This is a genomic window from Pulveribacter suum, from assembly GCF_003013695.1.
GTDB classification, from domain to species: Bacteria; Pseudomonadota; Gammaproteobacteria; order Burkholderiales; family Burkholderiaceae_C; genus Melaminivora; species Melaminivora suum.
This window is the reverse complement of the sequence record NZ_CP027792.1, coordinates 3,233,577-3,253,388: the sequence shown is the minus strand read 5'-3', so window position 1 is coordinate 3,253,388 and position 19,812 is coordinate 3,233,577. Positions and strand designations below refer to the sequence as shown.

Sequence of the window (19,812 nt, the reverse complement as noted above, 5' to 3'; positions counted from 1 at the left end):
AGGTTATGCGCCAGTGCCATCAGGCAATAGACAAGGACAACCATCGTGAAACAACAGCAAGACGCCTACATCGTCGCCGCCACGCGCACGCCCATCGGGCGCTCGCACAAGGGCTTTTTCCGCAACTACCGGCCCGACGACCTGCTGGCCACCATCCTGAAGTCCGCCCTGGCGCAGGCGCCGGGGCTGGATCCGCAGGCGATCGAGGACATCGTCTGCGGCTGCGCCATCCCCGAGGCCCAGCAGGGCCTGAACGTGGCGCGCATCGGCGCGGTGCTGGCGGGCCTGCCCACCAGCGTGGGCGGCATCACCGTGAACCGCTTTTGCGCCTCGGGCCTGTCGGCCGTGGCCATGGCGGCCGACCGCATCCGCGTGGGCGAGGCCGACGTGATGATCGCCGCCGGCGTGGAGAGCATGAGCATGGTGCCCATGATGGGCAACGCGCCCAGCCTGTCGCCCTCGATCTTCGAGCGCGATGGCGACGTGGGCATTGCCTACGGCATGGGCCTGACGGCCGAGAAGGTGGCGCAGCAATGGAAGGTGCCCCGCGACGCGCAGGACGCGTTTGCGCTGGAGTCGCACCGCCGCGCCATCGCCGCGCAGCAGGCGGGCGAATTCAAGGACGAGATCACGCCCATCGAGGTGACCGACCGCAGCGTGGACCTGGCCACCGGCGAACTGGTGCAAAAGACCCGCACCGTCGATCTGGACGAGGGCCCGCGCCCCGACACCACCCTGGAAGGCCTGGCCAAGCTGCGCACGGTGTTTGCCGCGCGCGGCACGGTGACGGCGGGCAACAGCTCGCAGACCAGCGACGGCGCCGGCGCGCTGATCCTGGCCAGCGAAGCGGCCGTCAAGCGCTTTGGCCTGACGCCGCTGGCGCGCTTCGTCAGCTACGCCAGCCGCGGCGTGCCGCCGGCCATCATGGGCATCGGCCCCATCGAGGCCATCCCCGCCGCGCTGCGCTACGCGGGGCTCAAGGCAGAAGACATCGGCTGGTACGAGCTGAACGAGGCCTTTGCCGCGCAGTCGCTGGCCGTCGTCAACACCCTGGGTCTGGACCCGGCCAAGGTCAACCCCATGGGCGGCGCCATCGCCCTGGGGCACCCGCTGGGCGCCACCGGCGCCATCCGCTCGGCCACCGTGGTGCACGCGCTGCGCCGCAAGCAGCTCAAGTACGGCATGGTCACCATGTGCGTCGGCATGGGGCAGGGCGCAGCGGGCATCTTCGAGCGCGTCTGAGCGCCCCGCAGGCACGGCCTGCCGCGGGGCTGCAGTGCCCCGCGCCGGGCCCGCCGGCCCTGAAAATGCAGGGAAAAACGCCTGTAGGCCGCGCCAGTCAAGCGGTAGGCGCTATCAAAATTGATAAACGACAAGAAAAATGACGGCCGCGCCAGCAGCGGCCCAGGAGACACGGATGCAGCAGCTCACCCTGGCGGCCGATGGCGGCGCCAGCCTGGCCCTGCGGCGCTACGCGCCGCTGGCGGGGGTGTCGCCCCGGGGCAGCGTCGTCATCGGCGGTGCGTTCGGCGTGCCGCAGTCGTTCTACGGCCCGTTTGCGCAGTGGCTGGCGGGCCAGGGCTGGGCCGTCACCACGTTTGACTACCGCGGCCAGGGCGCCTCGCTGCACGGCCCCCTGCGCGGCGTGCAGGCCGACCTGGCGGCCTGGGCGCGCGACTATGACGCCGTGATCGCCCACGCCGCCCAGGCCCTGCCGGGCCACCCGCTGTACCTGGTCGGCCACAGCCTGGGCGCGCAACTGCCGGGGCTGCTGCGCGAGCACCCGCGCGTGGACGGCCTGCTGAGCGTGGCCGCCGGCAGCGGCTACTGGCGCGAGAACGCGCCGCGCATCCGCCTGGCCATGCCGTTCTTCTGGCACGTGCTGGTGCCGCTGTCGGTGCGCCTGTGCGGCTACTTTCCGGGCAAGCGCCTGCGCGCCGTGGGTGACCTGCCGGCCGGCGTGGCGCTGCAGTGGCGCCGCTGGTGCCTGCACCCGCGCTACAGCGTGGGCGCCGAAGGCGCGCCGGCGCAGAGCAGCTACGAGGCCGTGCGCTTTCCCATCCACGCCTGGAGCATGACCGACGACGAGCTGATGACGCTGGCCGGCACCGAGTCGCTGCTGGCGCTGTACGCCCACGCGCCGCGGCAGATCGAGCGCATCGCACCGCAGGACGGGCGCGCGCCGCGCATCGGCCACTTCGGCTTCTTCCGCGACCGCTTCGCGCGCACGCTGTGGCCGCGCGCAGCGCAGCAGTTGGCGCAGTTCGGCGCCGCGCGCGTCGCCGGCACGACGGCGGCCTGAGCGCCTTGCATGCACACTGGCACGTCATGACCGACATCAACACGACCACCCGCGACGACGCCCACCCGCTGGACGAGGCGCTGGCCCTGCAGCCCGGCGCGCCGGGCCACTACAGCGGCCGCTCCACCCCCGCCTACTGGAACATGGTGGGCCCCTTTGGCGGCGTCACCGCCGCCACGCTGCTGGCCGCCGTGCTGCGCCACCCCCAGGTGCTGGGCGAGCCGCTGTCGCTCACGGTGAACTACGCCGCCGCCATCGGCGAGGGCGACTTCACGGTGCAGGCCGTGCCGGTGCGCACCAACCGATCCACCCAGCACTGGACGGTGAGCGTGCTGCAGCCGCCCGCGCCGGGCGCCGAGCCGCAGGTGACGACCACCGCCACGGTGGTCACGGCCGTGCGGCGCGAGACCTGGAGCGCCGCCGACATGGCACTGCCCGCCGTGCCCGCGCCAGCGCGATGCCCGCAGGTGGGCCCGCTGTTTCCCGTGCAGTGGCTCAGGCGCTACGAGATGCGGCCCGTAGGCGGGGCCCTGCCGCCCGAGTGGGACGGCCGCGAGGCCGACAGCCTGTCGCAGCTGTGGATGCGCGACGCGCCGGCGCGGCCGCTGGACTTCCCCGCGCTGGCCGCCATGGCCGACATCTTCTTTCCCCGCGTGTGGCTGCGCCGCGCGCGCCAGGTGCCTGCGGGCACCGTCTCCATCACCGTTTATTTCCACGCCGGCGCCCCGCTGCTGGCCGCCACCGGCACCGGCTACGTGCTGGGCCAGGCGCGGGCGCAGGAGTTTCGCAACGGCTTTTTCGACCAGACGGCCCAGCTGTGGAACGAGGCCGGCGCGCTGCTGGCCACCAGCCACCAGATCGTCTATTACAAGGAGTGAACCCCCCATGAGCCGCCCCCAGGACGCCGCCGCCCCCGCCCAGGACATCCTGGTGCACACCGAAGCCGGTGTGACCACCATCACCTTCAACCGTGCCGACAAGAAGAACTCCATCACCGAGGCCATGTACGCCAGCCTGGCCGATGCGCTGGCCCAGGCCGAGGCCGACGCGGCCGTGCGCTGCGTGGTCTTGCAGGGCGACATGGCCATCTTCAGTGCCGGCAATGACATCGGCGACTTCCTGCGCCAGTCCGCAGCCGGGGCCGCGTCGGACGACGCCGAGCGCCCGGTGTGGCGCTTCCTGCACACCCTGGCGGCGTTCCCCAAGCCGGTGTTGGCGGCCGTTTGCGGCCCGGCCGTGGGCATCGGCACCACGCTGCTGCTGCACTGCGACCTGGTCTATGCCGGCGACAACGCGGCGTTCTCGCTGCCCTTCGTGAACCTGGGGCTGTGCCCCGAGGCGGCATCCAGCCTGCTGCTGCCGCAGATGCTGGGCTACCACCGCGCGGCCGAGGTGCTGCTGCTGGGCGAGCCCTTCCTGGCCGAGGCGGCGCTGGAGGTCGGCCTGGTCAACCGCGTCGTGCCCCCGTCGGAATGCAACCTGCTGGCGCAGACCCAGGCCAAGAAGCTGGCGGCCAAGCCGCTGTCGGCCCTGATCGAGACCAAGCGCCTGATGAAGGCCGGCCAGGCCGCCCAGGTGCGCGAGCGCATGCGCGAAGAGGGCGCCAGCTTCGCCCGCCTGATGGCCGGCCCGGCCGCCCGCGAAGCGTTTTCCGCGTTCATGCAAAAGAGGCACCCGGATTTCAGCAATTGCTGAAATCCGCGGCCGGCGCAGCAGGCCGCGCTGCGCAGCAGCGGGGCAACTTTCGCCAAAAGAGGCACCCGGATGTCAGCAATTGCCGACATCCGCGCCAGGCTCGTGCCCCATGCCCCAGCCCCGCCCGCGGGGCTTTTTAGTGGGTCAAAATGGCCTGCAGCGCGCGCCAGTCGTGCGTAGGCAGCTACCTTTTTAATAGCAAAGTATTTTCCATGTCCAGCCCGAACCTCACCCCGGCCGTCGCCTTCGAGCCCGAGTTCATCCAGGGCCTGACGCAGATCTTCGAGGAGCGCATCCCCTTCAACCGCGTGCTGGGCCTGGAGATCACCGAGGTGGCGCCCGAGCAGGTCACCGGCCGCATCGCCATGCGGCCCGAGCTGGTGGGCCACTTTGCCTACAACCGGCTGCACGGCGGGGTGATCAGCGCCGGGCTGGACGCCATCGGCGGGCTGGCCATCATGGCCGCCATCGGCGCGCGGCACATGGAGGACGCGCCGCTGGCGCGGCTGCACCGCTTTTCGCGCCTGGGCACCATCGACCTGCGCGTGGACTACCTGCACGCCGGCATCGGCGAGCAGTTCGTTTTGCGCGGCCAGGTGCTGCGCCTGGGCTCGCGCGTGGCCAACACGCGCATGGAATTCCTGGACGGGCAGGGCCAGCTGCTGGCCACTGGCGCAGCGGCCTACATCGTCTCCTGAGGGCATCCCACGCCGCGGCGGCCCTGTTTGGCGCTGCAAGGCCTGCAAGCGCATGCTACGAACGAGCGCTTTGGTTACCTCTCTTGCCGGATACCAAAGGTCTGCGGGCGGGCTGGCGCCTAGCATGGGCAGGTCTTTTTCAGGAGTTCCGATGGCCGTGCAAAACCCCTTCTTTGGCAAGCGAGATAGCAACAGCGACAGCTTCTCCACCCGTCAGCCCTCTTCGGTGCTGGGTGGCACCACCACCCGGCCGGCCACCAGCGCCGCCTCCACCGCAGCACCCTCCATGGCCAGCCACTCCAGCGCCCCAGCGTCCATGTCCTCCGCTTCCGCCGAGGCCGACAGCTCCACCACCTCCACGGGGGGCAGCAAGCTCACCGTTGGACCCAACATCAAGCTCAAGGGGGTGGAGATCACCGACTGCGACACGCTGGTGGTGGAGGGCACGGTGGAGGCCACCATGGATTCGCGCGTGATCCACATCGCCGAGCAGGGCGCCTTTCGCGGCTGCGCCGAGATCGACATCGCCGAGATTCACGGCCAGTTCGACGGCCAGCTGACGGTGCGCGAGAAGCTGGTCATCTTTGGCTCGGGCCGCGTCAGCGGCAAGATCCGCTACGGCAAGCTCGTGATCGAAGAGGGCGGCCAGCTCAGCGGCGAGATCGAGTGCGCCCTGGGCAGCAGCGCCGCCGCGTCGCGTTCGGCCGCGGCCGCCAGCTCGCACACCAGCGCCGCCGCCGGCAGCCCCAGCACCAGCTCCGCCACGCAGGCCCTGGCAGTGGCCTGATTGCCCCGCTGCAGCCCAGACAAGGGAGCCGCCATGGCTCCCTTGTTGCTTTGGCGGCGGGCATTCAGGCCTGCACTGCCGGGGCAATGGGGCGCGGGCGCCCGTTCTCGTCGATGGCCACGTAGGTCAGTTTGGCCTCGGTCACCTTGGCATAGCGGCCCTGGGTGCGGATGCGCTCGGCATAGACCTCCACCTGCACCGTCATGGAGGTGTTGCCCACGCGCGTGACCTCGGCGAAGAACGACAGCAGGTCGCCCACGCGCACCGGCTGCTTGAAGATGAACTCGTTGACGGCCACGGTGGCCATGCGGCCCTGGATCAGCCGCGCGGGCAGCACCGAGCCGGCCAGGTCCACCTGCGCCATGACCCAGCCGCCGAAGATGTCGCCGTTGCTGTTGGTGTCGGCGGGCATGGGGATCACCTTGAGCACCAGCTCCTTGTCGCTGGGCAGTTCGTGGTGGACGTGTGCGGTATCGGTCATGGAGGCAGAAAAAGGAAAGCGGCAACGGCCCGGGGGCCGCAAGGCGGGGTCGCATTGTCCCGCAGCGCCGGCGCGGGCGCACGCACGCGGGTTTGCACCGGCCGGCACAATCGTGGCCAGGGCTGACAGCCGGCCCGCTTGCCCTCCTGCCTGCCGTTCACTTTTTCGCTCAGCCCATGCGCCGCTTCGGCCCCGATTCCGCTTCTCCTCCTGCCGCCGCCGATCCGGCCGCCTCCCGTACCGACTGGGCGACGCTCGCGCGCCTGCTGCCCTACCTGTGGCAATACAAGTGGCGCGTGGCGGCTGCCGTCGCCTTCATGGTGGCGGCCAAGGTGGCCAATGTGGGTGTGCCGCTGCTGCTGAAGGAGCTGATCGACGCCATGACGGTGCCGCTGGGCAGCAGTGCCGCGCTGCTGGTGGTGCCCGTCGGCCTGGTGGCGGCCTACGGCCTGCTGCGCCTGGGCAATTCGCTGTTCAACGAGCTGCGCGAGCTGGTCTTTGCCAAGGCCACGCACGGGGCGGCGCGTTCCATCGCGCTCAAGACGTTCGAGCACCTGCATGCCCTCTCCCTGCGCTTTCACCTGGAGCGCCAGACCGGCGGCATGACGCGCGACATCGAGCGCGGCGTGCGCGGCATCGAGTCGCTGGTGTCGTTTGCGCTGTTCAACATCGCCGCCACGCTGGTGGAAGTGCTCTTGGTGCTCACCGTGCTGGCCACGCGCTTCGATGCGTGGTTTGCCGGCATCACGCTGGCCGCGCTGGTGCTGTACATCGGCTGGACGGTCTGGGTGACGGAGTGGCGCATCCAGTTTCGCCGCCAGGCCAACCAGTTCGACTCGGCCGCGCACAGCAAGGCCATCGATTCGCTCTTGAACTACGAGACCGTCAAGTACTTCAACAACGAGAGCTTCGAGGCGCGCCGCTATGACGAAAGCCTGGAGCAGCTGCGCCTGGCGCAGCTGAAAAGCCGCAGCACGCTTTCCCTGCTCAACACCGGCCAGCAGGTGATCATCGCCGCGGGCCTGGTGGCCATGCTGTGGCGCGCCACCGAGGGCGTGGCCGCCGGGCGCATGACGCTGGGCGACCTGGTCATGGTCAACGCCTTCATGATCCAGATCTACATCCCGCTGAACTTCCTGGGCGTGGTCTATCGCGAGATCAAGCAGAACCTGACCGACCTGGACAAGATGTTCACGCTGATGGACCGCCACCAGGAGGTGGCCGACGCGCCGGGTGCTGCGCCGCTGGCGCTGTCGGGTCCACCGGCCGTGCGTTTCGAGGACGTGCACTTTGCCTACGAGCCGGCGCGGCCCATCCTGCAGGGCGTGAGCTTTGAGATCCCGGCCGGGCAGACGGTGGCCGTGGTCGGGCCGTCCGGCGCGGGCAAGAGCACGCTCAGCCGGCTGCTGTTTCGCTTCTATGACATCCAGCAGGGGCGCATCGTCATCGCCGGCCAGGACATCCGGGGCGTGACGCAGCAGTCGCTGCGCCGCGCCATCGGCATCGTGCCGCAGGACACCGTGCTGTTCAACGACACGGTGGCCTACAACATCGCCTACGGCCAGACCGATGCGACGCAGCAGGAGGTGGAGCAGGCCGCGCGCGCGGCGCGCATCCATGACTTCATCGCCGCCCAGCCCCGGGGCTACGAGACCATGGTGGGCGAGCGGGGCCTGAAACTGTCGGGCGGCGAGAAGCAGCGCGTGGCGATTGCCCGCACGCTGCTGAAGAACCCGCCCCTGCTGATATTCGACGAGGCCACCAGCGCGCTGGATTCGGCCAACGAGCGTGCCATCCAGGCCGAGCTGCGCGCCGTGGCGCAGGGCAAGACCACCCTGGTGATCGCCCACCGCCTGTCCACCGTGGTGGACGCGCACCAGATCCTGGTCATGGACGCGGGCCGCATCGTCGAGCGCGGCACGCACAGCCAGCTGCTGGCCGCAGGCGGGCGCTATGCGCAGATGTGGGCGCTGCAGCACCGCAGCGAGGTGCCGAATTCGGCATGAAAAAAGCTGCCAGCGCCCGTCTGGCGGGCGCTGGCAGCTCTCAGTTTTATAGCAAGATTACTGCTTGCGGGCGGCAATGGCCTTCTCGGCCGCGTCCACCAGGTTCGCGCCGATCTGGCCCTTCCACTTGTCGAACACCGGGCGGGTGGCCTTGGCAAAGGCATCGCGCTCGGCGGCGCTCAGCTCGGTCACCTGCACGCCGTTGGCGGCCAGGTCCTTGAGCAGCGGCTTGCCTGGCTCGACCATGCCCTTGCGGGCGATGGCGATCTCTTCCTTGCCGGCCTCGATGGCGGCCTGGCGCACAGCTTCGCGGTCAGCGGGAGTCCAGCTGTTCCACACTTCCTTGTTGACGACGAAGACCAGCGGGTCGTTGATGTAGCCCCACATGGTCACGTACTTCTGCGCCACCGTGTGCAGCTTGGCGGCGGTATAGACGGACACGGGGTTTTCCTGGCCATCCACGGCGCCGCTGGCCATGGCCGGCTGCGCATCGGCCCAGCTCATCTGCGTGGGGTTGGCGCCCAGGGCGGTGAAGGTGTCCAGGAACAGCGGCGAGCCCACCACGCGGATCTTCAGGCCCTTCAGGTCGGCGGGGCTCTTGATGGGGTGCTTGGAGTTGCTGATCTCGCGGTAGCCGTTCTCGCCCCAGGCCAGGGGCACCACGCCGGCTTTCTCCAGCGTCTGGAAGATGCTCTTGCCCACTTCGCCCTGCGTCACCGCGTCCACCGCGGCGTAGTCGGGGAACAGGAAGGGCAGCGAGAACAGGTTCAATGCCTTCACTTGCGGCGACCAGTTGATGGTGGAGCCGATGGCCATGTCGATCACACCCTGGCGCAGCGCCGAGAACTCGCGCGTCTGATCGCCCTGGATCAGTGACACGCCGGGGTACAGCTTGATGTTGATGCGGCCACTGGTCTTCTCGCGCACCTTGCTGGCCCAGATCTCGCCGCCCTTGCCCCAGGGGAAGGCCGTGCCCAGCACCAGCGACATGCGGTATTCGCTCTTGTAGCCGGCGGGCGCCTGGGCGTGCGCGGCGGGCAGGCCCAGGGTGAGCAACGCGCTCGCGGCGGCCGTGGCGGTAAGGAACGTGCGCAGTTTCATGGGAAAGGTCTCCTTCTTGGGGTCAACGAACAAAACGGGAAAGCCAGCATCAGTAGCCCAGCCGCTGCGGCAGCCACAGCGCGATCTGCGGCCACACCACCACGGCCAGCATGGCCACGCACATGGCCAGCACCAGCCAGATGACCCAGCGCGTGGTGGCCTCCATGCGCACCTGGGCTATTTTTGCCGCCACCATCAGGTTCACGGCCATGGGCGGGGTGAACTGGCCGATGGCAATGGTCAGCACCAGCACCACGCCGAACCAGACCACGTCCCACTGGTAGTGCGCCATGATGGGCGCCATCAGCGGCACGAAGATCAGCATGATGGAGATGCCGTCCAGGAACATGCCCAGCACCAGCAGCAGCACGATGATCAGCGCCAGCACGCCGCGCTCGCCCAGGCCCGAGGCAACGATGGCCCGCGTGACCGGGTCGATCACGCCCAGCGTGGACAGCGAGAACGCGAAGATGCCCGCCAGCGAGACCACCACCAGGATCACCGCCGACAGCTCGCCCGCTTCGCGCAGGATGGGAAACAGGTCGCGCAGCCGAATAGTGCGGTGCACCACCATGCCCACGAACAGGCCGTAGAACACGGCCACCACGGCCGCCTCCGTGGGGGTGAACCAGCCCATGCGCATGCCGCCCAGGATGAGCACCGGCGCGGCCAGGCCCCAGGCAGCGTCCTTCAGGCTCCGCCAGAACGGCGGGCGGGACAGGGCGGCTTCCAGCTGGCCCATCTGGTGGCGCCGCGCCAGCCACACGGCCGGCACGATCAGCGCCAGCCCCGCCAGCACGCCGGGGAACATGCCGGCGGCGAACAGCGCCGGTACCGAAGCGCCGGGCACCAGCACCGAATAGACGATGAAGGCCACCGAAGGCGGGATGAGGATGTCGGTGGCCGCGGCGCCCGCCACCACGCTGGCCGAGAACGCGGCCGGGTAGCCGGCACGGCTCATGGCGGCGATCATCACCCCGCCCACGGCGGCGGCCGTGGCCGGCCCCGAGCCGGAGATGCCGCCCATGAACATGGCCACGCAGATGGCCACCAGCGGCAGCATGCCGGGCCCGCGCCCGACGATGGAGATGGCAAAGTTCACCAGCCGCAGCGCCACGCCCGAGCGATCGAAGATCGAGCCCACCAGCACGAACATCGGAATGGCCAGCAGCGGGTACTTGCCCAGGCCGGCGTAGAAGTTCTGCGGCACGGCCAAGAGGCCGAACCACTGCGTCTCGGCGTTGGCCAGCGCAATGGCCGCGGCCCCCGCCAGGCCCAGCGCCGCGCCAATGGGCACACCCAAAAACATCAGCGCCAGGAAGGCAACGAACAGCAGCGTGGCGATCATGGCCGAGGCCCTTCCTCGCGGGCGTCGGCAGCCAGGTACCGCGCATCGCTTTGGCGCGTGCGGCGCACCAGCAGGCCCACGGCCCGCGCGGCGATCAGCAGCGACAGGATGGGCAGCCAGACGGAGTACCACCATTGCGGCACGCCGATACCGGGGGACGTCTCCTCGAAGCGGTAGTCGTCCCAGACCACACGCACGGAGAGGACCGCGATCAGGGCGAACAGCAGCGCCACCAGCAGCGCGCCCAGCTGCGCCAGGCGCCGGCGGCGCGCGGCGGAGCCGGCCGCGCAGAAGAACTCGATGCGGATGTGCTGGTCGCGCGCCACCGCCGAGGCGCCGCCCACCAGGGCCAGCACGATCATCAGGAAGATGGACAGCTCCTCCGTCCAGGCGAAGGAGGAATTGGAGAAGTAGCGCACGATCACGTTGGCGAACGTGATCAGCGCCAGCAGCGCCATGGCAGCGACCGTGAGCCAGTCCTCCAGGCGCAGGAAGCGGGGAGCGTCGTCAGTGGCGGGCGCGGCGCGGCGGTCGGGGCCCTGTTCGGGCGACCCGGTGGGGGGATGGGAAGGCATGGGGAGGCGCAGGCGGGAAGTCGGACATACGGCAAACGAGGGTCGCTTCAGCCCGCCGGTGTCGTGCACCGCAGGCCCTGGACGGCGTGCCGAGGCAGAGGTGGCGCCTGGCCGGCCTATTTTGCAATCAAATGCGTCCTGCACCGGCGCAGGGTGTTCCCCAACGGGACAAGGCAGCGGGGCGCGCGGAGGCCGGCCCGATAATGCGCGCCATGGAAACCAAATGGCTCGAAGACTTCGTCAGCCTGGCCGAGACGCGCAGCTTCAGCCGCTCCGCGCAGCTGCGGCACGTGACGCAGCCGGCGTTTTCGCGCCGCATCCAGGCCCTGGAGGCCTGGGCCGGCACCGACCTGGTGGACCGCAGCTCCTACCCCACCAGCCTCACGCCGGCCGGCCTTACGCTGTATGACCAGGCGCTGGAGGTGCTGCAGGCGCTGCAAAACACCCGTGCGGTGATGCGCGCGCACTCCAGCACCAGCAGCGACATGATCGAGTTCGCCGTGCCGCACACGCTGGCCTTCACGTTCTTTCCGGCCTGGGTGTCCAGCCTGCGCGAGAACTTCGGCCCGCTCAAGAGCCGCCTGATCGCGTTGAACGTGCATGACGCCGTGATGCGCCTGGTGGAGGGCGGCTGCGACGTGCTGATCGCCTACCACCACGCCTCGCAGCCCTTCCAGCTCGACCCGGAGCGCTATGAGATGGTGACGCTGGGCCAGGAGTCGCTGGCGCCCTATGCCCGCCCCGGCGCCGAGGGCCAGCCGCTGTACAGCCTGCCTGGGCAGGCCGGCGAGCCGCTGCCCTACCTGGGCTATGCGCCCGGCGCCTATCTGGGGCGGGTGACGGAGCTGATCCTCAAGCAGGCCACCACGCCCATCCACCTGGACCGGGTCTATGAGACCGACATGGCCGAGGGCCTGAAGGCCATGGCGATGGAGGGCCATGGCGTGGCCTTTTTGCCCTACAGCGCCGTCAAGAAGGAGTTGCGCGCGCGCAAGCTGGTGAGCGCCGCGCCGCCGGCCATGCAGCAGGAGCTGCAGATGGTGATGGACGTGCGTGCCTACCGCGAAAAGCCGTCGCGCAAGGACGCGAGCAAGGGCCTGGCGCAGTCGCTGTGGGACTACCTGGTCACCCACGGCAGCCACGCGGCCGTGTGAGCTGCCTCCAAAACGCCGCGCTGTCCCTTAAGGAAACACCGTAGATTCCAGCATCCCTTGCGCCAGCTCAAGGGCGCACAATACGCGCTTGACCGGATGCTGGCCGGCCCGCCATCCGCGGGCCTGTGTCGCTGGCTCATCGCTGGCGCATCCAATCGTTTTCGCTTCACGTCATACCCACAAGGAGATATCCATGAAAAAGCATTTGCTGGCTGCGGCCATCACCCTCCTGGCCGCAGGCAGCGCCCTGGCGCAGGCCGGCGACACGCTGGCCAAGATCAAGTCTTCGGGCGCCCTCACCCTGGGCGTGCGCGAGTCTTCCGGCCTGGGCTATACGCTGGGCAACGGCAAGTACGTGGGCTTTCACACCGAGATGAGCGAGCGCATCGCCGACGACATCCAAAAGCAGCTGGGCCTGGCCAAGCTGGACGTGAAGTACCAGCCCGTGACCTCGCAAAACCGTATCCCGCTGGTGACCAACGGCACGGTGGATCTGGAGTGCGGCTCCACCACCAACAGCGCGGCACGCCAGAAGGAAGTGGCCTTCGCCGTGACCACCTACGTGGAAGAAGTGCGCATTGCCGTGAACGCCCAGTCCGGCATCACCGGCATCAAGGACTTGAACGGCAAGACCATCGTCACCACCACCGGCACGACGTCGGTGCAGACGCTGCGCAAGAACAAGCGCGCCGATGGCCTCACTTTCAAGGAAGTCATGGGCAAGGACCACGCCGACAGCTTCCTGATGCTGGAGACGGGCCGCGCCGACGCCTTCATCATGGACGGCTCCATCCTGGCGGCCAACATCTCCAAGTCCAAGGCCCCGCAGGACTACAAGATCGTGGGCGAAGTGCTGTCGGTGGAGCCCATCGCCTGCATGCTGCGCAAGGACGACCCGGCCTTCAAGAAGGCCGTGGACGACTCCATCAAGCGCCAGATCGCCGACGGTTCGCTGGCCAAGCTGTATGACAAGTGGTTCATGCAGCCCATCCCCCCGGCCAACGTGAAGATCGGCCTGCCGCTGTCCGATGCCACCAAGGACGCCTGGGCTCACCCCAACGACAAGCCCATGGAGTCCTACGAAGTCAAGTAAGCGCGCCTGAGCGCGTGCCGCCCCTTTTTTCTGCCTGCGCGGCCGGAAAAAGGGGCGTTTTTCGTTGCCGGGCACAGCGCCCGGCGAACTGACTGAACTGGTTAACTGAAAGGGTGTTCCTATGAACTGGGAATGGCAGGTGTTCTGCCAGGACACCATCACCATGGAAGTGGGTGCGAGCTGCTTTGGCAAGGGCGGCGACGTGACCTATCTGGACTGGATGCTGTCGGCCTGGGGCTGGACGGTGTCCGTATCGCTGTTGTCGCTGGTCATTGCGCTGGTGGTGGGGGCGCTGGTCGGCACGCTGCGCACGCTGGAGGGCCGGCCCTGGGTCGTGCGCCTGGGCAACGCCTGGGTGGAGCTGTTTCGCAACATCCCGCTGCTGGTGCACATCTTCGTGTGGTACCACGTCGTGCCCGCCATCTTTCCGGCGATGAAGTCGCTGCCGGGCTTCGTGCTGGTGGTTTTCGCTTTGGGCTTCTTTACGTCGGCGCGCATCGCCGAGCAGGTGCGCTCGGGCATTCAGGCACTGCCGCGCGGGCAGCGCTACGCTGGCATGGCCATGGGTTTTTCCACCTTCCAGACCTACCGCTACGTGCTGCTGCCCATGGCGTTTCGCATCATCATCCCGCCGCTGACCAGCGAGACCATGAACGTGTTCAAGAACTCGTCGGTGGCGTTCGCCGTGTCGGTGGCCGAGCTGACCATGTTCGCCATGCAGGCGCAGGAGGAGACCGCCCGCGGCGTGGAGGTCTATCTGGCCGTCACCGGCCTGTACGTCATCTCGGCCTTTGCCATCAACCGCGTCATGGCCTTCATCGAGAAGCGCGCACGCGTGCCCGGCCTGCTCGCCGCCGGCGCGGGAGGGCACTGACATGGTCAATCTGAACATCGACTGGTCGTTCTTCACCTGGGACCTGTTTTCCAGCTTCGTGCTCAAGGGCCTGTACTTCAGCGTGACGCTCACCGTGATCGCCACCCTGGGCGGCGTGGCGCTGGGCACGGTGCTGGCGCTGATGCGCCTGTCGGGCAAGAAGTGGCTGGACCTGCCGGCCACCATCTATGTGAACGGCATGCGCTCCATCCCGCTGGTGATGGTGATCCTGTGGTTCTTCCTGCTGGTGCCCATGATCATCGGCCGGCCCATCGGCGCCGAGGCTTCGGCCATCATCACCTTCGTGGCGTTCGAAGCGGCGTATTTCTCGGAGATCATGCGCGCCGGCATCCAGTCCATCTCGCGCGGACAGGTCTTTGCCGGACAGGCGCTGGGCATGACCTATGGCCAGAACATGAAGCTGGTGGTGCTGCCCCAGGCCTTTCGCAACATGCTGCCGGTGCTGCTGACGCAAACCATCATCCTGTTCCAGGACACCTCGCTGGTCTATGCCATCGGCGCCTACGACATGCTCAAGGGTTTTGAGATCGCGGGCAAGAACTATGGCCGCCCCATCGAGGCCTACCTGGCCGCCGCCGTCGTCTATTTCGTGCTGTGCTATGCGCTGTCGTGGCTGGTCAAGCGCCTGCACAAGAAGATTGCCATCATCAGATAGGGTGAACCCCCTGAGTCGCTTCGCGCCTTCCCCCCTGAAGGGGGGACGCCACCGGTGCTGCGGGGCGGCCCTTGCACGGTGGCCCTGGCCTGGCGCATGCCCCAGCCTCCGCCCGGCGGCCATCTGATACGGAGAAAGAGAAGTGAGCCAAATGATTGAACTGAAAAACGTCTCCAAGTGGTATGGCACCTTCCAGGTGCTCAACGACTGCTCCACCAACATCCAGAAGGGCGAGGTGGTGGTGGTCTGCGGCCCGTCGGGCTCGGGCAAGTCCACGCTCATCAAGACCATCAACGCGCTGGAGCCCATCCAGAAGGGCGAGATCTGGGTGGACGGCACGGCCATCCACGACCCCAAGACCCACCTGCCCAGGCTGCGCTCGCGCGTGGGCATGGTGTTCCAGCACTTCGAGCTGTTTCCGCACCTGTCGGTGACGGAGAACCTGACCATCGCGCAGATCAAGGTGCTGGGCCGCAACCCTACCGACGCCAAGGCGCGCGGGCTGAAGATGCTCGAGCGCGTGGGCCTGACGGCGCACAAGGACAAGTTCCCCGGCCAGCTCTCGGGCGGGCAGCAGCAGCGCGTGGCGATTGCCCGCGCGCTGTCGATGGACCCGATCGTGATGCTGTTCGACGAGCCCACCTCGGCGCTCGACCCGGAGATGGTGGGCGAGGTGCTGGACGTGATGGTCGGCCTGGCGCACGAAGGCATGACCATGATGTGCGTGACCCACGAGATGGGCTTTGCCCGCAAGGTCGGCAACCGCGTCATCTTCATGGACGTGGGCGGCAAGATTCTGGAGGACTGCACCAAGGAGGACTTCTTCGGCCATCCCGAGGCGCGCCAGCCGCGCACCAAGGATTTTCTGGACAAGATCCTGCAGCACTGAGCGCCGGGCGTTTCGGCAGCTCCACAGGCGCCTCCGGGCGCCTTTTTTTCTTTTTTGCTCTTGATTTAATAGCTGTTGGCGCTTGCTGGGTAAGGGCTACAGCCCTGTTTCATTAGAAGCCTTGGAGATTGCCCACGCCGAGGGGCCTTTCACCTGCGCGACAGTGCATCAGGGTTTCCACGCGCCGCCGTTGGGCTGCCAGCCGCTGCAATACGCAGCGCATCCGCTCACCCAACCAGGAGATCCTTCATGCAGCGCCGTCAACTCATGCAGTGGGGCGCGGCCGTGCTGGCCGCCCCGGCCGTTGCCGCCCACGCCCAGGCCTTTCCGTCCAAGCCCATCCGGCTGCTGGTCGCCTTTCCTGCCGGCGGCCCGACGGACATCACCATGCGCGTGCTGGCCGAGCAGGCGGGCCGCGTGCTCGGCCAACCGGTGGTGGTGGAAAACAAGCCGGGCGCCGGCGGCACGCTGCCCGCGCAGATGCTGCAAAGCGCCGCGCCCGATGGCTACACCGTCGCGCAAATCCCGCTGGGGGTGTTTCGCCTGCCCTACACCACCAAGATCAACTGGGACCCGGTCAAGGACATCCGCTACGTGATCAACGTGACGGGCTATGCCTTCGGCGTCGTGGTGCCCGCGGACTCGCCGCTCAAGACCTGGTCGCACTTCGTCGCCTGGGCCAAGGCCAACCCGGGCAAGCTCAGCTACGGCTCCACCGGCACACTCACCAGTCCGCACCTGACGATGGAGCTGGCGGCGCAGCAGCTGGGCATGGAGTTGCTGCACGTGCCCTACAAAGGCAGCGCCGACCTGATGCAGGCGATTCTGTCGGGCCAGCTGATGGCCGCAGCCGACTCCACGGGCTTCGCGCCGCAGGTCGAGGCGGGCAAGCTGCGCGTGCTCAACACCTGGGGCGCCGAGCGCCTGGCCAAGTTTCCCGATGCGCCCACGCTGCGCGAGCTGGGCCTGGATGTGGTGCAGAACTCGCCCTTCGGCCTCGGCGCGCCGCGCGGCACGCCCGACGCGGTGGTGCAACGTCTGCACGCAGCCTTCAAGGAGGCCATGGACCACGAGAGCTACCGCAGCGCCCTGGCGCGCTACGACATGCTGCCCATCTACATGGGGCCGGAGCAGTACGCGCGCTTTGCCCAGGAAACCTTTGCGCGCGAGAAGGCGCTGGTCGAGAAGCTCGGCCTGGGGCGCGGCTCGTGATGTCGCTTTGCTACTCTTTATGTAGCTGCCAGCGCTTATCCGACAAGCGCTAGCGGCCCTTTTGGCTCAAAACGGCGCGCGCCACTTCGGCAAATCCCGCGCCGCGCTCTTCCTGTGTCACATAGCGCGGCAGGTGCGACAGGTGCGGCACGAACCGCGCGACGTTGGCCACGCCCACGCTGTGCTCGAAGGCGTCGAACATCAGCGCGTCGTTGGTCGAGTCGCCCACATACACCCAGTGCGCGCGCTCGGCGTCCAGGTCGCGCCCCCACAGCTCGCGCACGATCCAGCGCGCGCCTTCCAGCTTGTTGTGCTCGCCGTACCAGCCGTTGATGTGGATGCTGCTCACCGTGGCGTGCATGCCCTCGTGGCGCATGGCCAGCACTACCTTTTCGATCTGCGCGTCGGACAGCTGCGTGAACTCGCTGTGGTCGATGGCGATGTCGGTCTCGCGCCCGGCCGAGTCGGTAGCGCGCCGCGCACCGGGGATCGTGGCCTCGATGTGCGCCAGCACCTGCTGCATGCGGGCGTAGTTGGCGGCGCGGGTGGCCGTGTCCTGCTGGTAGAGCTTGTCCAGCCCGCCCGAGGCATTGCGGCGCAGCGCCACGGCGCCGTTCTCGGCCACGATGGCGTCCAGCGGCCAGGCCAGCGCAAACGGCTCGCTCCAGCCCACGGGCCGGCCGGTAATGGCCACCAGCGCCAAGCCGGCGGCCTTCAGGTCGGCCAGGGCCTGCAGGGCGTCGGGGGTGATCGCGCCGTCGGTGGTGAGGGTGTCGTCGATGTCGGTGAAAACGCCGGTGATGCGGCTGCGGGAGTCAGAGGGCCAGTGGGGCAGGGGAATCACAGAAAGACTTTCATCAGGGGCTTTTCCACCCAGCGGTACCAAAGCAGACTAAGGATGACGATGGCCACGGGAAGTGCCAGCATGAAGCACAGCAGTGCGCCGGGCTGGGACACCTGCCACTCCATGCGAAGGCGGCCGCTGGCGTCCAGCAGGAAGGTGTGCAGCAGGTATAGGCTGAAGGAGGCGTCTCCGATATGCACGAGCCAGCGTGGCGGCGTAAACCGTGAATGCTCGAGGACGAGGATCAGCGTCAGCGCTGCCACACCCATCACCCCAAAGCTGGCTGCTCGCATGACCTCGACACGGTCGAAATAAGGCGAAAGATTGCCCAGAGAAATGCCAGCCGCTATGGCACACAGACACAATGGCACAGTCAGCCCAGAGTTGGAAAGCCACGCTGCACCCCTGTCATAGGCGCGCGCCAGCAAGGCGCCAGCCAGAAACTCCAACCCCAGACCGGTAAGCCCGTAACGCAGCGGCTGTCGGCCCTCAAATACTCGCGCGGCGTCGAATATCAGCCAGCCAGCACCCCACGCCGCCAGCAAGGCCATGAGGATTGCAATCGCCTTTGGCTGCCAGCGCCAGGGCAGCAGTGCGATAGCGGTGATCCAGAGGTAGAAATAGATCTCCATGGTGAGCGACCAGGCCGGCGGCAGCCAGTTGTCCCAGATATTGGGGTATAGCAACAGGGTGCTGAAGATCATCTTTCCGACGGGAGGCAGTTTTTCCTGATACACCAGGAGCGTGAACGCGGCGATCAGCAGCAACACCGGCCAATAGCCCAGGTAGATGCGCAAGAGCCGCCGGCGCAGGAATGGTCCTGCCCCGTGGTTGGCCACGGAGCGCTGCGCCGACCGATACACGACAAAGCCGCTCAGTGCAAAGAAGATGTCCACGCCTGAGAACCCCCAGCGCGTGACTGCAGCCGTTGGTGCTAGGACAGGAACCAGGTTCCAGTGCGGATGCATATGAAAGAACAGCACCATCAATGCCGCAATGCCGCGCAATGCCTGGACCCATTGCAGGTTGGCATGTGGGCGCTGGGCGAAGGGCGCCTGCCAGCCGGGTGCAGGCGTGTTTTCGGTCAAGGAATGCACGGTGCCTGCTGAATTCAGGAAGGCAGGTCCTGTAGCGACAGGCTGACGGGCTCGCTGGGCACATTGCTGACGTCGTAGTGCAGGAATGCAATTAGGCACTGGATGCCAATCAGGATAGGTAGGGCTGCCAGCATGACCGTGCCGCTGGTGGCGGGATGGTTGGTGCTGTTGCTGACGATCCAATGCCAGCCACCAAAAACAGCTCCTGCCATTAGCAAAAGGGCTGCGAAAAGGCTGTACAGCGTGCCTACGTTGAAGTCGCGCACAAGGTAGTTGTAGACATAGCGCCGTCCCAGCCGAGACAGATGTTTGCGCAGGAATTCGGGTAGCACGCGACTCACATTCAGGTTCGATTCCTCGTCCGCATAAATCGCATCCATGGGCACATCCTGCACCACGGCGCGTACCGTATTCAGACGAAACAGCATGTCGGTCTCGAAGAAGTAGCGGCGCTCGAGCTTGTCCAAAGGCAGCTCTGCCAGCACGCAGGTGCGCACGGCTGTATAGCCGTTGGTCGGATCCATCACGTTCCAGTAGCCGCAGCTGAGTTTGGTCAAAAACGACAGCACGGCATTGCCGAACAGCCGCACCGGCGGCATGCCCTGCACCGATTCGGGCCGATAGAAGCGATTGCCCTTGGTGTAGTCGGCCTGCCCGCGCAGCAGCGGGCGCACGAACAGGGGTAGCAGCGTTGGGTCCATCTGTCCGTCGCCGTCGATCTTGACCACGATATCCATGCCATCGGCCAGGGCTGCTTTGTAAGCCGTGACGATGGCGCCGCCGACACCGCGATTTTCCGGGTTGTAAAGCACGCGCACGCGTGGATCGCAGTTGTTTTCTTCTATGAAACGACCACTGCCGACGGGGCAGGCATCATCGACTGCATAAATAGCGTGCACTTCGGGACCGATGGCCTCAATCACGCCCAGTACGTGCTGGGTGACCTTGTAGCAGGGTATGGCAACGGCAATGCGCATGGA

General features: G+C 67.4%; 20 protein-coding genes. 13 read left to right on the top strand and 7 right to left on the bottom strand.

Annotation, left to right across the window (positions count from 1 at the left end):
- Positions 1-45 precede the first annotated feature (45 nt).
- From C7H73_RS14940 to C7H73_RS14915, 6 genes are all read left to right on the top strand, one after another.
- Positions 46-1,242, top strand: a complete 1,197-nt coding sequence (locus tag C7H73_RS14940; protein WP_106847381.1) for an acetyl-CoA C-acyltransferase — start codon at positions 46-48, stop codon at positions 1,240-1,242.
- A 175-nt stretch (positions 1,243-1,417) separates the two neighbouring features.
- Positions 1,418-2,302: an alpha/beta hydrolase family protein gene (locus C7H73_RS14935; RefSeq protein ID WP_106847380.1), complete on the top strand. Its 885-nt coding sequence runs from the start codon at positions 1,418-1,420 to the stop codon at positions 2,300-2,302.
- A 26-nt stretch (positions 2,303-2,328) separates the two neighbouring features.
- Entirely contained in the window at positions 2,329-3,180 is an 852-nt protein-coding gene (locus tag C7H73_RS14930; protein WP_106847379.1) for an acyl-CoA thioesterase, read from the top strand.
- A gap of 7 nt (positions 3,181-3,187) precedes the next feature.
- A complete protein-coding gene (locus tag C7H73_RS14925; RefSeq protein WP_106847378.1) occupies positions 3,188-3,997 on the top strand; it encodes an enoyl-CoA hydratase in 810 nt (269 codons plus the stop codon).
- Between the two features lie 212 nt (positions 3,998-4,209).
- A complete protein-coding gene (locus C7H73_RS14920) occupies positions 4,210-4,695 on the top strand; it encodes a thioesterase family protein (protein ID WP_106847377.1) in 486 nt (161 codons plus the stop codon).
- Between the two features lie 151 nt (positions 4,696-4,846).
- Positions 4,847-5,482: a bactofilin family protein gene (locus C7H73_RS14915; protein ID WP_106847376.1), complete on the top strand. Its 636-nt coding sequence runs from the start codon at positions 4,847-4,849 to the stop codon at positions 5,480-5,482.
- Between the two features lie 64 nt (positions 5,483-5,546).
- On the opposite strand, the gene C7H73_RS14910 is transcribed toward C7H73_RS14915, so the two are convergent.
- Positions 5,547-5,963 (bottom strand): acyl-CoA thioesterase, encoded by a 417-nt coding sequence (locus tag C7H73_RS14910; protein WP_106847375.1) that lies wholly within the window; start codon positions 5,961-5,963, stop codon positions 5,547-5,549.
- A 176-nt stretch (positions 5,964-6,139) separates the two neighbouring features.
- Here C7H73_RS14910 and C7H73_RS14905 point away from each other — a divergent pair, with 176 nt between their 5' ends.
- Complete coding sequence (locus C7H73_RS14905; protein WP_106847374.1) at positions 6,140-7,969, top strand: ABCB family ABC transporter ATP-binding protein/permease; 1,830 nt, start codon at positions 6,140-6,142, stop codon at positions 7,967-7,969.
- 57 nt (positions 7,970-8,026) lie between these two features.
- On the opposite strand, the gene C7H73_RS14900 is transcribed toward C7H73_RS14905, so the two are convergent.
- From C7H73_RS14900 to C7H73_RS14890, 3 genes are read right to left on the bottom strand one after another with little or no spacing between them, the layout of a single operon-like run.
- Positions 8,027-9,070 carry a DctP family TRAP transporter solute-binding subunit gene (locus C7H73_RS14900; RefSeq protein ID WP_106847707.1) on the bottom strand — a complete coding sequence of 348 codons (1,044 nt, stop codon included), beginning with the start codon at positions 9,068-9,070 and terminating at the stop codon, positions 8,027-8,029.
- Positions 9,071-9,119: 49 nt separating this feature from the next.
- On the bottom strand, positions 9,120-10,418 hold the full coding sequence (locus C7H73_RS14895; RefSeq protein ID WP_106847373.1) for a TRAP transporter large permease: 1,299 nt from the start codon (positions 10,416-10,418) through the stop codon (positions 9,120-9,122).
- Positions 10,415-10,993 (bottom strand): TRAP transporter small permease, encoded by a 579-nt coding sequence (locus C7H73_RS14890; protein WP_106847372.1) that lies wholly within the window; start codon positions 10,991-10,993, stop codon positions 10,415-10,417. Before C7H73_RS14890 ends, C7H73_RS14895 begins: the two co-directional genes overlap by 4 nt.
- A 212-nt stretch (positions 10,994-11,205) precedes the next feature.
- Between C7H73_RS14890 and C7H73_RS14885 the strand changes: the two genes are divergently transcribed.
- The 6 genes from C7H73_RS14885 (at position 11,206) to C7H73_RS14860 (ending at position 16,891) form a co-directional block, all read left to right on the top strand.
- The gene (locus C7H73_RS14885) at positions 11,206-12,147 is read left to right on the top strand and encodes a LysR substrate-binding domain-containing protein (RefSeq protein ID WP_193483930.1); all 942 of its coding nucleotides are present in this window, start codon (positions 11,206-11,208) and stop codon (positions 12,145-12,147) included.
- A 193-nt stretch (positions 12,148-12,340) separates the two neighbouring features.
- Positions 12,341-13,240 carry an amino acid ABC transporter substrate-binding protein gene (locus tag C7H73_RS14880; protein ID WP_106847370.1) on the top strand — a complete coding sequence of 300 codons (900 nt, stop codon included), beginning with the start codon at positions 12,341-12,343 and terminating at the stop codon, positions 13,238-13,240.
- Between the two features lie 121 nt (positions 13,241-13,361).
- The gene (locus tag C7H73_RS14875; RefSeq protein WP_106847369.1) at positions 13,362-14,114 is read left to right on the top strand and encodes an amino acid ABC transporter permease; all 753 of its coding nucleotides are present in this window, start codon (positions 13,362-13,364) and stop codon (positions 14,112-14,114) included.
- Position 14,115: 1 nt separating this feature from the next.
- Positions 14,116-14,790, top strand: coding sequence for an amino acid ABC transporter permease (locus tag C7H73_RS14870; RefSeq protein ID WP_106847368.1), 675 nt, complete (start codon positions 14,116-14,118; stop codon positions 14,788-14,790).
- 151 nt (positions 14,791-14,941) lie between these two features.
- The gene (locus C7H73_RS14865) at positions 14,942-15,679 is read left to right on the top strand and encodes an amino acid ABC transporter ATP-binding protein (protein ID WP_106847367.1); all 738 of its coding nucleotides are present in this window, start codon (positions 14,942-14,944) and stop codon (positions 15,677-15,679) included.
- 249 nt (positions 15,680-15,928) lie between these two features.
- Complete coding sequence (locus C7H73_RS14860; protein ID WP_106847366.1) at positions 15,929-16,891, top strand: tripartite tricarboxylate transporter substrate binding protein; 963 nt, start codon at positions 15,929-15,931, stop codon at positions 16,889-16,891.
- A 49-nt stretch (positions 16,892-16,940) separates the two neighbouring features.
- Here the strand turns inward: C7H73_RS14860 and C7H73_RS14855 are convergent, their stop codons facing one another.
- The 3 genes from C7H73_RS14855 to C7H73_RS14845 are packed head-to-tail and all read right to left on the bottom strand — an operon-like array spanning position 16,941 to position 19,809.
- Positions 16,941-17,735, bottom strand: coding sequence for an HAD-IIB family hydrolase (locus tag C7H73_RS14855; protein WP_106847365.1), 795 nt, complete (start codon positions 17,733-17,735; stop codon positions 16,941-16,943).
- Entirely contained in the window at positions 17,732-18,823 is a 1,092-nt protein-coding gene (locus tag C7H73_RS14850) for an acyltransferase family protein (protein WP_157948359.1), read from the bottom strand. Before C7H73_RS14850 ends, C7H73_RS14855 begins: the two co-directional genes overlap by 4 nt.
- A 23-nt stretch (positions 18,824-18,846) precedes the next feature.
- On the bottom strand, positions 18,847-19,809 hold the full coding sequence (locus tag C7H73_RS14845; protein ID WP_106847363.1) for a glycosyltransferase family 2 protein: 963 nt from the start codon (positions 19,807-19,809) through the stop codon (positions 18,847-18,849).
- Positions 19,810-19,812 lie beyond the last annotated feature (3 nt).